We start from the raw sequence: 14,235 nt of genomic DNA, 5'->3' as shown, positions 1-14,235 counted from the left end.
TAGTTTATATTTAAAAAAATCCTGAAAGTATTCTATTTTCAGGATTTTTGTTTTAGTTGTACACTCGAAGTATGTTTCCTATAACTTCAACTCGATATTGTTTTAAAGGATATTGTAATTTTCCTTGACCAGTAAACAAACTATATTCTTCGTTATCACAAGGGCAAACTAGATTAATCCCATTAAGGGTTAAAGTAGAACAACTACTTAGCGATTGATTAGGGCAAGCAGCATCAAAAGCATTGTAGCCACTACCGGTATTGAAAACGTAAATCCCTTTAGGGCCTACGTCAGATCCTGCATAATAAACGGCATTACTAGCAAATTTAAGATTAGAATAGGCAGGATAATTCAAGTCAAAAGTTACCGAAAAATTATAGTTAGGGATGTATGGATTTTTATTATTGAAGCCATTATCCGAACAAGAAAAAAACAAAAGATTAATTAGGAAAAGCGGGATAATTTTTTTCATGTTTTTAATTCGTAAAAGTATTAGTGAAACAAATTTAATTTATTTACATTTGAAATAATAATGGTTAACATATAATTATACACTATAAAAAATATATATTATCTTTGTGGAAAGAAATCCCGTTCCGATGGGATTTTTTCTATTTTATAAAATGATGAAGTTATGAGTACAGTATCTTATTACACAGCAGAAGGACTTAAAAAGTTAAGAGAAGAATTAGATTATTTAAAGACAGTGATGCGCCCAAAAGCATCTCAAGATATAGCCGATGCAAGAGATAAAGGAGATTTATCTGAGAATGCAGAGTACGATGCTGCAAAAGAGGCCCAAGGAATGTTAGAAATGAAAATTGCCAAGTTAGAGGAAATTCATGCTAATGCTCGATTAATTGATGAGTCAAATCTTGATTTGTCAAAAGTTTTGGTATTGTCAAGCGTAAAAATCAAAAACCAAGCAAACGGTATGGAAATGAAATATACCTTAGTTGCCGAAAGTGAAGCCGATTTGAAAACAGGAAAAATTTCTGTTACCTCTCCTATTGGAAAAGGTTTGTTAGGAAAATCAATTGGTGAAGTAGCTGAAATTAAAGTGCCTAATGGTGTTTTGAAATTTGAAATTCTAGAAATTACTAGAGAGTAAATATTTTAAAAGTTTAACCGTTTATTTGTTTAATCGGTTAATCGGATAAATGATTAAACAACTAAACAATGTCATCAATATTCACCAAAATAGTAAACGGAGAAATCCCCTGTTATAAAATTGCTGAAGACGATAATTATTTCGCTTTTTTAGATATCAATCCCAATGCTAAAGGACATACTTTGTGTATTCCTAAAGTTGAAATCGATAAGATTTTTGATATGGATGAAGCACATTTTTTAGGGCTGATGCATTTTTCTAGAAAAGTGGCTAAGGCTATTGAAAAAACCGTTCCTTGCAATCGGATTGCTATTTCGGTTATTGGATTGGAAGTGCCACATGCGCATGTTCATTTGATTCCATTAAATACCATGGAGGATATTCGTTTTCAGAAAAAAGTAGCGATGAACAAAGAAGAATTTGAACAATTAGCTCAGGATATCAGAGCTAATTTATAATTCGCTATAATAAATAAATTTTTAAAATCGTTTAGGGAATAGTTTCTAAACGATTTTTTTTATGCTTTTTAATAATGGCATAGATATTGAATTTTGATTGGAATAAATGTTTAATAAATCTATATTGTTGTTTTATGAAGACTATATTGATATCCTTTTTTTGTTTGTTTTCCTTTTTTGTTTTGGCACAAAAAAAACAAAAAGTCCAGAAAAACTATGCTTTGATTGATGCTAAGATGGACGAAATGCCTGCTATTTATGGTCAATCATTGGATGATATTAGCCAATATATCAAACGAAATTTCGAAACAGAATCGGATAGAATTCGTGCGGTTTTTTATTGGACGGCTCACAATATTAGTTATGATGTAGACAATATGTTTGAAGTGAAATTTGACGAAAAACTACAAGACAGGATAAAAAGGACATTTAATAATAAAAAAGGTGTTTGTTTTGATTATGCCAATATCTTTAATCAATTAGCAAATTCGCTTGGAATAAAATCATTTGTAATTACAGGTTATACCAAATGGAATAAGATAAAAGTGGATAATTTATCGCATGCTTGGAATGCGGCCAGAATTGATAATAAATGGTATTTATTTGATCCTACTTGGGGTTCAGGATTTGTTTCAAATGGCTATTTTACAAGACGACTTGATAATAGAAATTTTATGGTAGATCCTGAAATAATGATTAATACCCACATGCCATTTGATTATTTATGGCAATTTATGCAATATCCCATAAGCAATCAAGAATTTATTGAAGGAGTTTATTTAGGTGACGACCGAAAACAAAAATTTGACTATGTAAAAGAAATTGAAAGATTTGAAAACGAGCCAAAACTACAGCAATTGTTTGACGTTGCCCAAAGAATCGAAAAAGGAGGTATGAAAAACCAGCATATTTCTCAGGCATACGTTCATGCAAAAAACGCTTGGAGAAATGAAAGTGAAAGACAGAATGGAAAACAATATGGTGAAATAGTGAATCAATTCAATAGAGCTAATCATCAGTTGAATGATTTTATAAATTATAGGAACAAGCAATTTCAACCCATGGTGTCGGATGTAGAAATTAAAAAGAGAATACAAGAACCGATTGATAGTTTAATTAAATGCAGAGAGCGTCTCTTTGAATTTGAAAAAAGTCTAAGTAATGTTAATAATAAGTCTAATGTTAATAATTTGAAGGAAGCAATTGCAAAAAGATTGGAGAAATCAGAAGAGTATTTGCAATTTGTAAACAGCTATTTGTCTAAGCCTAGGACTGATAGAAAAATGATGTTTTATAAAGTACTTCAAAAAGCAAAATAATTTCTTTAAATTATTTTTTTGAGGGTAATTTGCATCGTGGTTCCTTTGCCAATTTCGGAATTTAAAACCTTAATGTTTCCCTTGTGGTATTCGTTTACTATTCGTTTGGTTAATGAAAGTCCCAATCCCCAACCTCTTTTTTTGGTGGTAAAACCAGGTTCAAAAATAGTTTTAAACTGATTTTTTGGAATTCCGCTACCGGTATCTGAAATGTTTATTTTTACGTAAAGAGCATCTTCTTGTATCAAAACAGCAATTTTTCCTTTGCCTTTCATGGCATCAATAGCATTCTTGATGAGGTTTTCTATGGTCCAGCTATGCAAAGTGGGATTAAGCATAGTGTATATAGCTATTTTAGGACTGTCAAAAGAAAATTCCACTTGTTTAGAAAATCGGGACTGTAGGTAGTTGTAAGTTTGTAATGTTTCGTTGATAATGTTTCTTTTTTCTAAAACTGGTTCCGAACCTATTTTAGAAAAACGATCGGTTATGGTTTGTAACCGATTAATATCTTTTTCGATTTCTGAGGTCGTTGTTTCATCAATGTTTTCAGTTTTCAGAATTTCTACCCAACCAATTAACGAAGATAATGGAGTGCCTATTTGATGGGCTGTTTCCTTAGCCATACCAGCCCAAAGCTTATTTTGAGTGGCAATTTTGGTACTTCTATAGAAATAATAAATCAGTGTAGAAAATAAGAAAATAATCAGTAATAAAGCTATAGGATAGTATTTTAGTTTATTTAATAAAGCCGAGTTGCCATAATACCATTTTTGAAATTTATTAGGAGCATATTCGATAATAATAGGATCATTTTCTTTTTTTAAATCATTTAAAAAATCCATGGCTTTTACCTGGTCTTTTACAATGTTTTCATCAATGTTAATGGTGTTGATGATGCTGTCATTTTCAGTAAGGATAACGGGGATAGAATTGTTGTTGTTGAAAATTTGAAGCGGAAGTTCCACATCTGTATTTTCATCGGCATTAATGAGCGTTTGTTGGGCTTTGGCCAAAAGACTCATTTTTAGTCGTTCTTCATTTTTGAAAATCTGAAAAAAAGTATAGGTATTCCATAGGATTAAGGAAATAATAAGAAATGAGGCAAAAATAAGAATCCATCTTACGGTATTTCTTTTATCAGAAAATTGCATAAATGATATTTTGAGCTATAAATATAACGAAATATACGAACTATTGTTTTAGTCTACTTTAAAGTTTTAGAGCATTTTCTTAATGAAAAGAGTTTATATTGGTTTAAACACCCTTGTTTGACAAGGAATTAAAAATTAAAATTGAAAATGTAAAACAAACTTTATTGTCAGACAGAAGAAGTTGTTATATTTGTATATCAAATGTTTTTCTGTTTGAATTTTGCATTCAATTGATTTAGAGTAGTTAAAGTTCAAATGAAAGACTTGTTATTCTGGTTTAGGAATAGTTTTGAAAATAATATTATATAACAGTTAAAATAGCGAAGATGGAAGTTACAGGGAAAATTAAGGTTGTTAATCCAGAACAACAAGTTAGTGCATCATTTAGAAAAAGAGAAGTAGTTGTAACTACTGAGGAGCAATATCCTCAACATATAATGATTGAGTTTACACAAGATAAATGTGATTTATTGAACAATTACAATATTGGAGAAGCCGTAAAAGTATCTATCAATTTAAGAGGTAGAGAATGGGTAAATCCACAAGGTGAAACAAGATATTTTAATAGTATCCAAGGATGGAGAATTGAAAAATTAGCTACTGAAGCGCCTGCTGCCGTTATGCCAGCTGCTCCAGCTTTTGCTCCAGCAACAAACTTAAACGAAGACGAACCAGACGATTTACCGTTCTAATAATTAAATTCCAAATTTTTAAATTCCAAATTCCAATTAATCAATATCTAATTGGAATTTGGATTTTTTTTTGATTTGATATTGATTTTTGTCATTGCTATTGAAATTTTAAAGAATGTTTTATTTAACCGAAGAATTATTCTTTCCACCTGTACATTTAGCTCATTCCTCTGGAATTATTGGGCTTGGTGGCGACTTGTCTTCAGATCGATTACAATTAGCTTACAAAAGCGGCATTTTTCCGTGGTTTGAAGATGGTGAACCCATTACTTGGTGGTCGCCAAACCCTAGAATGGTATTGTTTCTGAACGAATTGGTTGTTTCTAAAAGTATGCGGAATATTCTTAATAGAAAACTCTTTCGGGTTACTTTTAATCAAAATTTCAGAGCTGTTATTTCTAACTGCCAACAAGTAAAAAGAGAAGGGCAAAACGGAACATGGATTACCAATGATATGATTGAAGCCTATTGCAAGTTGCATGATTTAGGAATGGCTAAATCGGTTGAGGTTTGGCAAGAAGATGAATTAGTTGGAGGACTTTACGGTGTCGATTTAGGTCATGTTTTTTGTGGAGAAAGTATGTTTTCTTTGGTTTCCAATGCTTCTAAAGTGGCTTTTATTGCCTTGGTAGAAAAATTGAAAAAAGAAAATTATAAACTACTCGATTGCCAAGTGTATAATGAACATTTAGAAAGTTTAGGCTGTCGCGAAATTGCCCGCGAGGAATTTATGGCTATTTTAAATAAATAAAAATTAATAAATTTGAGTAAAAAGAGTTTTATATTTTAATCTAGAATTATTTAGTTAAAATTATGGGAAATTATGTGCCTACTATAAACATAGATTGGGAGTACGAAAATTATAAATATTCACATAATTTTGATTTAGAAAGAAAAGGGGCATATTTTTCTTCTATTACAGAGAATAAAGAGAAATTTGTAAAACCAGAATTTCTATATAAATTTTATGGCTTAAATGAAAATAGTTTTAATGCACTTTTAGAAGGTTATTTATATTTTTCTAGTCCCAAAAACTTTAATGATCCTTTTGATTGCTTAGATAATAGAGAAAAATATATTATTGATAGAGGTAGTGAAGGGATAAAAAGGCATCGTGAAAACATAGGGGTTTGTTGTTTTAGTTTGGAAAGCAATAATCGTTTAATGTGGGGACATTATGCTAATAGTTATAGTGGATTTTGCTTAAAATATGAAAACGATTCTTCGTTACTACAAAATAAAAATATTGCAATTAAAAGTCATGTAGCCTATTTAAAAGATTACGAACCAAATAATAAGAAACTAGAAGAAGTAATTGCAGGACTAAATGAGAGTTTTTTAGACGAAGAATACAAAGAATTTATTCGTAAAATTCTAACAATGGTATTTGAATATTGTTGGAAAATGGATGATTGGAAATATGAGAATGAATTTAGAGCAATATCTATAAATGCAAAATCATTTGATAATAAATTGTATTTTGATAAAAGCTTAGTTAAAGAAATTTATATTGGTCAAAATATGAAAATTAAAGACTCAAATTCATATGAACATTTGATGCATATTTTAAAAAATGAATACCCGCATATTAAAATATTTGAAGTAAGACCACATCCTCTTTCTGTTAAATTAGAATTTAATGAAATAATTTAGACAAGAAATGGAAAAGAATTTCTTCCATTTCTCTAATCTGTGTCTCTGAAAAAATTAAAAAGTTATTTTAGTAAAACTCCAATCTAAGGTTTTGTAAAGAACCAATTGGTTTTTCAAACTCGGTAAACCGATAATTAGTTTTAAAGTTTCGTGTGCCATCATGGTGCCTATCATTCCCGGTAAGGTTCCTAAAACTCCATTAAAACTGCAATTGGGTACGTCTTTAGGATTTGGTGGTTCAGGAAATAAATCACGTAAATTTTTACTCCCTTGATGATTAAAAACCGAAATTTGTCCTTCGAATCCCAGAATGCTGCCGTAAACTAAAGTTTTTCCTAAGGAAACACAAGTATCGTTAACTAAATAGCGCGTACTAAAATTATCCGATCCATCCACTACAATATCAAAGTCAGTAATGATTCTGGTAGCATTTTCAATAGTTAATTTTTCTTCGAAAGAGATAACTTCAATTAACGGATTTAGTTTTTCAACGGTTTCTTTTGCAGTCAAAGCTTTCGATAAACCCACTTGGTTTTCGATATAAAGAATTTGGCGATGTAAATTATGAATTTCGATTTTGTCAAAATCTACAATCCCAATAGTTCCCACTCCGGCAGGAGCTAAATATTGCAAAATGGGACAGCCTAAACCGCCTGCGCCAATTACCAATACTTTGGCTTTTTTTAATTTTTCCTGCCCTTCTTCACCAATTTCAGGTAAAATGACTTGTCTGTTGTATCTTAAAAAGTCTTGTATAATGCTCATTTTTTAAGTCTTAAAGTAATGAAGTCGAAAGTTATAAAGTCAAAATAATGTTTAATGGAAAACCGAATTTTCTTTAAGACTTTCGACTTTCGACGTTTGACTAAAAGTTCTGTCCCAATCTTTCCAAACGGGTTCGTATCCTCTTTGACTGATAATAGTTGCTATTTCAGCAACGGAACGTTCGTCGCTAATTTCGAATTGTTCCAGCGATTGCGGGTCCACCACATAACCACCCGGATTGGTTTTAGAACCAGCGCTCATACTTGTTGTTCCAAGTGGGATAATATTGTTTCTGAATTTTTCGTTCTCACGGGTCGAAATCGAAATTTCCAAATCTTCATTCCACAAACGGTAGGCACAAATGAGTTGGGTTAAATCTTTATCATTCATGATAAAATTAGGTTCGATAATGCCTTCTGCAGGACGCAATCGAGGGAAGGAAACCGAATATTTAGTTTGCCAATAGGTCTTTTGCAAATAATCCAAATGCAAAGCATTGAAAAAACTATCTGTTCGCCAGTCTTCTAATCCCAATAGGACACCTAAACCTATTTTGTGAATGCCTGCTTTCCCAATTCGGTCTGGAGTTTCCAAACGAAAATCAAAATTAGATTTCTTGCCTTTCGTATGGTATTTTTTATATACTTCCTGATGATAAGTTTCCTGATATACTAGAACCGAATAGACGCCGGCCTGATGCAATCGTTCATAGTCTTCTTGTGAAAGGGGTTGTACTTCAACGGAAATAATGGAAAAATCGGTTTTGATTTGCTCGATTGCATTCAGGAAATAATTGATATTAACGGTGTAGTTGGCTTCTCCGGTGACCAATAAAACATGGTCAAATCCAGCTTTTTTCAAAGCTTCGACTTCTAATTTTATTTCAGAATCGGTTAGGGTTTTGCGTTTGATTTTGTTGTCCAGACTAAAACCGCAATACGTACAGATATTTTGGCACTCGTTACTTAGATACAAGGGTGCATACATTTGAATGGTTTTTCCAAAACGTTTTTTAGTAAGTACGTGACTTTTTTGCGCCATTTGTTCTAAATAAGCTTGAGCAGCAGGAGAAATCATCACCAAAAAATCATCCAAATTACGCTTGGTTTTCGCCAGGGCTTGTTCTACTTGTTTAGCAGTAGTAGCATAAATTTTAGTTTGAATTTCGTCCCAATTGTATTGTTCGAAAGTAGATTTGAAGTTTGTCATTGTTTATTTTTTAAACACTAAGAGCACTAAGATATTTCACAAGTAACACAAAGCTTGATGAGCTGAGCGTTTGCTTTGTGTACTTTGTGGTTAAGAAAATTACTCATATAAAAATGCTGTCAAAGGACTCGAAGCTACAGCCTGAGAATATTGTTGTCCCAGTTTAGCTTCAAAAGCTTTTCTTCCTGCAATAACAGCTTCTTTGAATGCTTCTGCCATCAATTTTGGGTTTCCAGCTACCGCAATGGCTGTGTTGACTAAAACGGCATCGGCGCCTAATTCCATTGCTTTTGCAGCATCCGATGGAGCGCCAATTCCGGCATCAATAATCACAGGAACTTTGCTTTGTTCAATAATGATTTCTAAAAAATCAATTGTTTTTAATCCTTTGTTACTACCAATTGGCGAACCCAAAGGCATTACTGCTGCCGTTCCCGCATCTTCTAATCGTTTACACAAAACCGGGTCGGCGTGGATGTAAGGCAAAACGATAAAGCCAAGTTTAGCTAATTCTTCCGTTGCTTTCAAAGTCTCAATAGGGTCGGGTAGAAGATATCTTGGGTCGGGATGAATTTCCAGTTTTAACCAGTTTGTTTCTAATGCTTCTCTTGCAAGTTGCGCTGCAAAAACGGCTTCTTTGGCATTTCTGGCTCCAGAAGTATTGGGTAATAAGTTGATTTTTGGATGTTTCAAATGCGACAAAATAGCATCAGTATCTGTTTCTAAATCAACCCGTTTTAATGCAACAGTCACTAATTCGCTTTCTGAGGCTAAAATAGCTTCTTCCATTTGGGCATTCGAACCAAATTTGCCTGTTCCTAAAAACAAGCGTGATTGTAGCTCTTTGTCACCTATTTTAAACAATGACGTTTCCATATAATTTTTCGTTAAGTGCAGTTATTAATTTGTTTTTATGGTCATTTTTGGTAATCAAACCTGAAACAGCAATACCATAAATTCCTGTGTTCATAATCGATTCCACATCTTCCAGTTGGATGCCTCCAATGGCATAAACAGGAGTTTTTATTTGTTCTTTTTTTAGTTGGTCAAGAATATTTTGGTAACCTTCTAAACCTAAAATCGGACTTAAATTGTCTTTGGTTGTCGTAAATCGAAAAGGGCCTAAACCAATATAATCGGCTCCCTGATTGATTTGACTAAGAACGTCCTCAAAAGTATTAGTCGTTCCACCAATGATTTTTTGATTCCCAAGAATGGCTCTCGCATTGGCTATCTTCATATCGTTGAGTCCTAAATGAACGCCATCGGCACCTATTTCTAGCGCAAGCGGAACATTGTCATTGATGATAAAAGTGGCCGAATATTCCTGACATAATATTTTTACGGCTTCCGCCAAAGTAAAAGTATCTTCTGAGTTTCCTTTTTTGAAACGAAGCTGGATCCACTGGCAACCATGTTCTAAGGCTTCGCGAATGTTCTGCAATTGTTCGTCAATGCTGTTTCCTTGTGAGATGTATTGTAAGCGATTATACATGATGATTTCCTAAAAGTGTTGGATTAGATAATAAAAATTGTTCGGTGTATTCTTTAGCATTTTTACAAGCATTTAAAAGTTCTTGCTCTAAGGCTAAATTGGCTGTAATGGCTGCTGATAAAACACAACCAGAACCGTGTTTTTGAAATATTTCGGTATTCTTTGGCGAAAGCCTAAAAAAACGGTCTTGAATATGTAAATAATCAATGCCAATTTCGTTTGGATTATGACCGCCTTTTAATAAAACAGCGCAATGTATAGCTAGTTTTTCGGTGATGATTTCAATGGATTTTTCATTGGAATCCAATGTCAAAATTTCGTTATAATTGGGAGTTATCAAATCTATTTCGTTTAAGATAGCAATCAAATCATTTTGATTTTCTATGGCTAAAAAGTCAAATTCTGTAGTCGATTTTAAAATGGTGTCCCAAACTATTTTAGTTTCAATTGAAAGCCTTTTTATTAAAAAGACAATTGATTTTAAATAATCCAATGAAGGGACAATTCCAATTTTTACTGCTTTAATTTCATAGGCTTGGAACAATGTTGTGATGGATTGCAATACAAAATCAAGTGCAGTCCATTGAAGGCTAACAAACTCATTTTCAGTTTGAATCGTGTTTGCTGTATTAATGGCAAAACCATATACTTTATGTTGTTCAAAAGTTTTGATATCTGCCAAGACTCCAGCACCAGCCGAAGGGTCGAAACCTGCGATACTTAATACGAAAGGACGATTTGTTGGCATAATTCAAAGTTTTTAATTGGTTGTTCACTGTTCCAGATAGTCCCCAAAAGGGCTACATCATCAAAACCGACTTTAATAGTTTTGCTTATATTTTCCGAAGAAATTCCTCCAAGAGCTACTAATTGAGTTGAAAAATTGCTTCTGTTTTTAATGTCTTCTAATAAATTAGTTTCCGATTGGTAATTTGCTTTTGAAATACTGGGATAAACAGGACTTAAAAACGCATATTGAAAAAACAGTCTTAAATGATTAAAATCATCAATGGAATGTGTCGATGTTGATAGTCGAATTCTTTTTTCATTGTATTCGTATAGTGCTTCAGTACTGATTTCTTTTCTTTCTTTTTCAGATAAATGAAGTCGAATGATACCTAAGTCTTCAGCCAAATAATGATGACTGTGTAAAACCAGTTTATTTCGAAATTCCAATCCAATTGCATTCACAAAGTCTTTCATTTCAGAAGCTGAAAATGCTGGTTTTCGAACATGAAACAACTCCAGTCCATTCTCGAAAAGAGAATGAATGGTGTTGATTTCATTTGCTACTGCAGTTGGATTGGATATGATTATCATTTTTTTAGATTAAAAGATTTAATGATTGAAGAATTTAAAGATTATTTAGACAGTTTTTTAATCTTTAAATCATTCAATTTTTCAATCATTTTACACATAAATCTCTTTTCCTTGTTCAATAAACTCTTCTGATTTCTCCTGCATTCCTTTTTTAGCTTCTTCCACATCACGGATTTCCTGTGATATTTTCATAGAACAGAATTTTGGGCCACACATCGAACAAAAATGCGCTACTTTAGCACCATCAGCAGGTAAGGTTTCATCGTGGAATTCACGGGCTGTATCTGGATCAAGCGATAAGTTAAATTGATCTTCCCAACGGAATTCAAAACGGGCTTTACTCAAGGCATTGTCACGGTATTGCGCTCCAGGATGTCCTTTGGCTAAATCGGCAGCATGCGCAGCAATTTTATAGGTAATCACCCCATCTTTTACATCTTTTTTGTTGGGTAAACCAAGGTGCTCTTTTGGCGTTACATAGCACAACATTGCACAGCCGTACCAGCCAATCATCGCTGCTCCAATAGCAGAAGTAATGTGGTCGTAACCCGGAGCAATGTCAGTGGTTAATGGACCAAGAGTATAAAATGGTGCTTCTGAACAATGCTCTAATTGCTTGTCCATATTTTCTTTAATCATGTGCATCGGAACATGACCTGGTCCTTCGATGAAAACTTGTACATCATGTTTCCAAGCGATTTTGGTCAGTTCACCTAGAGTTTCTAATTCGGCAAACTGAGCGGCGTCATTAGCGTCGGCAATTGAACCCGGACGCAAACCATCTCCAAGGGAAAAAGCTACGTCATATTGTTTCATGATTTCGCATATTTCTTCAAAATGGGTGTACAGGAAATTTTCTTTGTGGTGAAACAAACACCATTTGGCCATAATAGAACCTCCACGGGAAACAATTCCTGTCACACGATTAGCAGTTAAATGAATGTATCTTAAAAGTACTCCTGCGTGAATTGTAAAATATGAAACGCCTTGTTCAGCCTGTTCGATTAAAGTATCACGGAAAACTTCCCAGGTTAAATCTTCGGCAATTCCGTTTACTTTTTCTAAAGCTTGGTAGATAGGAACGGTTCCAATAGGCACGGGTGAATTTCGGATGATCCATTCACGAGTTTCGTGGATGTTTTTTCCGGTTGATAAATCCATAATGGTATCAGCTCCCCAACGGCAAGCCCAAACAGCTTTTTCTACTTCTTCTTCGATAGAGGATGTAACGGCACTGTTTCCAATATTTGCATTGATTTTTACCAGGAAATTACGACCTACAATCATCGGCTCACTTTCCGGGTGGTTGATGTTGTTAGGAATAATGGCACGACCGGCAGCAACTTCGCTACGAACAAATTCCGGAGTGATTTTATTTTTTGGAGTATTGGCACCAAAACTATGACCTGCATGTTGGCATTGCATGGCTTTAGTTTGATTCTCTAATTGTTCAATGCGTTGGTTTTCACGAATGGCAATGTATTCCATTTCGGGAGTAATAATTCCTTTTTTTGCGTAGTGCAATTGGGAAACATTGGCTCCTTTTTTGGCACGCATCGGTTGGTGCAGGTATTCAAAACGCAAATGATTTAGTTTCTCATCATGCAAACGTTCTTTTCCATAATTTGAGCTAATTTCACTTAATTCTTCAACATCACCACGATCTTTAATCCATTGTTCACGAATGCGTGGTAATCCTTTTCTAACATCGATTTCGATATTTGGATCAGTGTAAGGGCCTGAAGTATCGTAAACAGTTACAGCTGGATTTTTTTCTACTCCACCTTTAGAAAGTTTAGAGTCAGATAATTTGATTTCGCGCATCGCCACTTTTATCGGGTGGATTTCACCATCGATATAAACCTTTGTCGAATTAGGAAAAGGCTGTCTGGATATTTGTTCTTCGTTTGTCATATTTTTTTAATTGAAAGATTGAAAGATTGAAAGATTGAAAGATTGAAAGATTGAAAGATTGAAAGATTCGAATCATTAAATTCTTAAATCTTTTAATCTTTAAATTGTTTTAACCGCCTTGAGTGGCGGAGATAATTAAAATGTCGTCAGTTTCGGATAGCAGGTGATTGTCCCAATTGGATTTAGGGATTACATTGTTGTTAACAGCTACGGCAATGCCGTTTTGTTTTTGCGGAATTTCAATATCGAGCAGGGCTTGAATGCTTAGGGCATCTGCTTGAAATTGTTTGATTTGGTTGTTGATTTTTAGTTCCATTCCTTGATTTTTTTAAATAAAAAATACTTTAGGAATGGCTACAAAGCGCCCAAAAAAATGGGACTATGGAAGTCATCTTACTTTTCCCTACGCTAGTATGAACTAGATCAGGTTCAGAGGGTAAAATCTCAGCCTTTTTCCGAATTCTCGGAAGCAGACACCCCTAAAGTGTGAGACAAATGTAAGCAAAAAGTTAGAAAACAGAAGTTAGAAAACAGAAGTTTAACAATTTTGTGCTGAATACCTTTAAAATGGAACACTGATTACTGGTTTCTAGTCCAACAACTTTCTATGTGGTCGTTCACCATTCCGGTAGCCTGCATGTGTGCGTATACTACGGTGGAACCCACGAATTTGAATCCTCGTTTTTTTAAATCTTTACTAATGGCGTCCGAGAGTGGAGTAGTAGCAGCAACTTCCTTTAGAGTTTTGGGTTTGTTGTCAATAGGTTTTCCGTCAATAAAACCCCAAATATATTTAGAAAAACTGCCAAATTCTTCCTGAACTTTCATAAAAGCAATAGCATTAGTAACTGTTGCACGTACTTTTAATTTGTTTCGAATGATCCCTGGATTCAATAGTAATTCTTCGATTTTTTCTTCGGAATAATTTATAATTTTTTTATAATCGAAATTATCGAAAGCAGCTCTAAAATGTTCTCTTTTTGCCAATACCGTATACCAACTTAATCCTGCCTGAAAGGTTTCCAGCGTTAAGAATTCAAATAATGTTGGGTCGTCATAAACGGCTTTTCCCCATTCTTCATCGTGGTATTTTCGGTATAAATCGTCTTTTTCGCACCAGGCGCAGCGTAGTTTGTTTTCCATAA

At 33.7% G+C, this 14,235-nt stretch carries 17 protein-coding genes and 1 riboswitch; of the genes, 6 read left to right on the top strand and 11 right to left on the bottom strand.

The window, feature by feature from the left end:
• Positions 1–52: 52 nt before the first annotated feature.
• Positions 53–472, bottom strand: a complete 420-nt coding sequence (locus AC4FRF_RS01455; protein WP_491157666.1) for a Rieske (2Fe-2S) protein — start codon at positions 470–472, stop codon at positions 53–55.
• A 162-nt stretch (positions 473–634) separates the two neighbouring features.
• Here AC4FRF_RS01455 and greA point away from each other — a divergent pair, with 162 nt between their 5' ends.
• The 3 genes from greA to AC4FRF_RS01440 all read left to right on the top strand — a co-directional run bounded on the left by greA (position 635) and on the right by AC4FRF_RS01440 (position 2,888).
• Positions 635–1,111, top strand: a complete 477-nt coding sequence (greA, locus tag AC4FRF_RS01450; RefSeq protein WP_035656904.1) for a transcription elongation factor GreA — start codon at positions 635–637, stop codon at positions 1,109–1,111.
• 68 nt (positions 1,112–1,179) lie between these two features.
• Positions 1,180–1,569: an HIT family protein gene (locus AC4FRF_RS01445; protein ID WP_491157665.1), complete on the top strand. Its 390-nt coding sequence runs from the start codon at positions 1,180–1,182 to the stop codon at positions 1,567–1,569.
• Positions 1,570–1,703: 134 nt separating this feature from the next.
• Complete coding sequence (locus tag AC4FRF_RS01440; protein ID WP_491157664.1) at positions 1,704–2,888, top strand: transglutaminase domain-containing protein; 1,185 nt, start codon at positions 1,704–1,706, stop codon at positions 2,886–2,888.
• A 5-nt stretch (positions 2,889–2,893) separates the two neighbouring features.
• On the opposite strand, the gene AC4FRF_RS01435 is transcribed toward AC4FRF_RS01440, so the two are convergent.
• Positions 2,894–4,042 carry a sensor histidine kinase gene (locus tag AC4FRF_RS01435; protein ID WP_491157663.1) on the bottom strand — a complete coding sequence of 383 codons (1,149 nt, stop codon included), beginning with the start codon at positions 4,040–4,042 and terminating at the stop codon, positions 2,894–2,896.
• A 326-nt stretch (positions 4,043–4,368) separates the two neighbouring features.
• On the opposite strand from AC4FRF_RS01435, the gene AC4FRF_RS01430 reads away from it, so the two are divergent.
• The 3 genes from AC4FRF_RS01430 (at position 4,369) to AC4FRF_RS01420 (ending at position 6,387) form a co-directional block, all read left to right on the top strand.
• Positions 4,369–4,734 carry a DUF3127 domain-containing protein gene (locus AC4FRF_RS01430; protein WP_491157662.1) on the top strand — a complete coding sequence of 122 codons (366 nt, stop codon included), beginning with the start codon at positions 4,369–4,371 and terminating at the stop codon, positions 4,732–4,734.
• Positions 4,735–4,849: 115 nt separating this feature from the next.
• Positions 4,850–5,485 (top strand): leucyl/phenylalanyl-tRNA--protein transferase, encoded by a 636-nt coding sequence (gene aat, locus AC4FRF_RS01425; protein WP_491157661.1) that lies wholly within the window; start codon positions 4,850–4,852, stop codon positions 5,483–5,485.
• Between the two features lie 62 nt (positions 5,486–5,547).
• Positions 5,548–6,387 carry a DUF2971 domain-containing protein gene (locus AC4FRF_RS01420; protein ID WP_491157660.1) on the top strand — a complete coding sequence of 280 codons (840 nt, stop codon included), beginning with the start codon at positions 5,548–5,550 and terminating at the stop codon, positions 6,385–6,387.
• A 54-nt stretch (positions 6,388–6,441) separates the two neighbouring features.
• Here the strand turns inward: AC4FRF_RS01420 and AC4FRF_RS01415 are convergent, their stop codons facing one another.
• From AC4FRF_RS01415 to AC4FRF_RS01375, 9 genes are all read right to left on the bottom strand, one after another.
• Positions 6,442–7,152: a HesA/MoeB/ThiF family protein gene (locus tag AC4FRF_RS01415; protein ID WP_491157659.1), complete on the bottom strand. Its 711-nt coding sequence runs from the start codon at positions 7,150–7,152 to the stop codon at positions 6,442–6,444.
• A gap of 51 nt (positions 7,153–7,203) precedes the next feature.
• Positions 7,204–8,361 carry a 2-iminoacetate synthase ThiH gene (thiH, locus tag AC4FRF_RS01410; RefSeq protein WP_491157657.1) on the bottom strand — a complete coding sequence of 386 codons (1,158 nt, stop codon included), beginning with the start codon at positions 8,359–8,361 and terminating at the stop codon, positions 7,204–7,206.
• Positions 8,362–8,460: 99 nt separating this feature from the next.
• Positions 8,461–9,237 (bottom strand): thiazole synthase, encoded by a 777-nt coding sequence (locus AC4FRF_RS01405; protein WP_491157655.1) that lies wholly within the window; start codon positions 9,235–9,237, stop codon positions 8,461–8,463.
• On the bottom strand, positions 9,218–9,856 hold the full coding sequence (locus tag AC4FRF_RS01400; protein ID WP_491157654.1) for a thiamine phosphate synthase: 639 nt from the start codon (positions 9,854–9,856) through the stop codon (positions 9,218–9,220). Before AC4FRF_RS01400 ends, AC4FRF_RS01405 begins: the two co-directional genes overlap by 20 nt.
• Positions 9,849–10,604, bottom strand: coding sequence for a hydroxymethylpyrimidine/phosphomethylpyrimidine kinase (locus tag AC4FRF_RS01395; protein ID WP_491157653.1), 756 nt, complete (start codon positions 10,602–10,604; stop codon positions 9,849–9,851). The genes AC4FRF_RS01400 and AC4FRF_RS01395 overlap by 8 nt, the downstream gene beginning before the upstream one ends.
• A complete protein-coding gene (locus tag AC4FRF_RS01390; RefSeq protein ID WP_491157652.1) occupies positions 10,577–11,176 on the bottom strand; it encodes a thiamine phosphate synthase in 600 nt (199 codons plus the stop codon). The genes AC4FRF_RS01395 and AC4FRF_RS01390 overlap by 28 nt, the downstream gene beginning before the upstream one ends.
• Before the next feature lie 90 nt (positions 11,177–11,266).
• Positions 11,267–13,090, bottom strand: coding sequence for a phosphomethylpyrimidine synthase ThiC (thiC, locus tag AC4FRF_RS01385; protein ID WP_491157651.1), 1,824 nt, complete (start codon positions 13,088–13,090; stop codon positions 11,267–11,269).
• 109 nt (positions 13,091–13,199) lie between these two features.
• A complete protein-coding gene (thiS, locus tag AC4FRF_RS01380; protein ID WP_491157650.1) occupies positions 13,200–13,406 on the bottom strand; it encodes a sulfur carrier protein ThiS in 207 nt (68 codons plus the stop codon).
• A gap of 67 nt (positions 13,407–13,473) precedes the next feature.
• Positions 13,474–13,581, bottom strand: a riboswitch (TPP riboswitch).
• A gap of 88 nt (positions 13,582–13,669) precedes the next feature.
• Positions 13,670–14,233 carry a DNA-3-methyladenine glycosylase I gene (locus AC4FRF_RS01375; RefSeq protein WP_491157649.1) on the bottom strand — a complete coding sequence of 188 codons (564 nt, stop codon included), beginning with the start codon at positions 14,231–14,233 and terminating at the stop codon, positions 13,670–13,672.
• Positions 14,234–14,235: the final 2 nt, after the last annotated feature.

This window comes from Flavobacterium sp. ST-158 (assembly GCF_058309975.1).
The sequence above is the reverse complement of the archived record's forward strand: the minus strand, read 5'-3'. Positions and strand labels throughout refer to the sequence as shown.

Bases quoted from the DNA above. Each gene is read 5' to 3' on its own strand.
- thiC (WP_491157651.1), bottom strand. From the start codon at position 13,090: ATGACAAACGAAGAACAAATATCCAGACAGCCTTTTCCTAATTCGACA.
- AC4FRF_RS01395 (WP_491157653.1), bottom strand. From the start codon at position 10,604: ATGCCAACAAATCGTCCTTTCGTATTAAGTATCGCAGGTTTCGACCCT.
- AC4FRF_RS01405 (WP_491157655.1), bottom strand. From the start codon at position 9,237: ATGGAAACGTCATTGTTTAAAATAGGTGACAAAGAGCTACAATCACGC.
- AC4FRF_RS01420 (WP_491157660.1), top strand. From the start codon at position 5,548: ATGGGAAATTATGTGCCTACTATAAACATAGATTGGGAGTACGAAAAT.
- AC4FRF_RS01430 (WP_491157662.1), top strand. From the start codon at position 4,369: ATGGAAGTTACAGGGAAAATTAAGGTTGTTAATCCAGAACAACAAGTT.
- AC4FRF_RS01435 (WP_491157663.1), bottom strand. From the start codon at position 4,042: ATGCAATTTTCTGATAAAAGAAATACCGTAAGATGGATTCTTATTTTT.
- AC4FRF_RS01400 (WP_491157654.1), bottom strand. From the start codon at position 9,856: ATGTATAATCGCTTACAATACATCTCACAAGGAAACAGCATTGACGAA.
- AC4FRF_RS01375 (WP_491157649.1), bottom strand. From the start codon at position 14,233: ATGGAAAACAAACTACGCTGCGCCTGGTGCGAAAAAGACGATTTATAC.
- AC4FRF_RS01415 (WP_491157659.1), bottom strand. From the start codon at position 7,152: ATGAGCATTATACAAGACTTTTTAAGATACAACAGACAAGTCATTTTA.
- thiS (WP_491157650.1), bottom strand. From the start codon at position 13,406: ATGGAACTAAAAATCAACAACCAAATCAAACAATTTCAAGCAGATGCC.
- thiH (WP_491157657.1), bottom strand. From the start codon at position 8,361: ATGACAAACTTCAAATCTACTTTCGAACAATACAATTGGGACGAAATT.
- AC4FRF_RS01445 (WP_491157665.1), top strand. From the start codon at position 1,180: ATGTCATCAATATTCACCAAAATAGTAAACGGAGAAATCCCCTGTTAT.
- greA (WP_035656904.1), top strand. From the start codon at position 635: ATGAGTACAGTATCTTATTACACAGCAGAAGGACTTAAAAAGTTAAGA.
- AC4FRF_RS01455 (WP_491157666.1), bottom strand. From the start codon at position 472: ATGAAAAAAATTATCCCGCTTTTCCTAATTAATCTTTTGTTTTTTTCT.
- AC4FRF_RS01440 (WP_491157664.1), top strand. From the start codon at position 1,704: ATGAAGACTATATTGATATCCTTTTTTTGTTTGTTTTCCTTTTTTGTT.
- AC4FRF_RS01390 (WP_491157652.1), bottom strand. From the start codon at position 11,176: ATGATAATCATATCCAATCCAACTGCAGTAGCAAATGAAATCAACACC.
- aat (WP_491157661.1), top strand. From the start codon at position 4,850: ATGTTTTATTTAACCGAAGAATTATTCTTTCCACCTGTACATTTAGCT.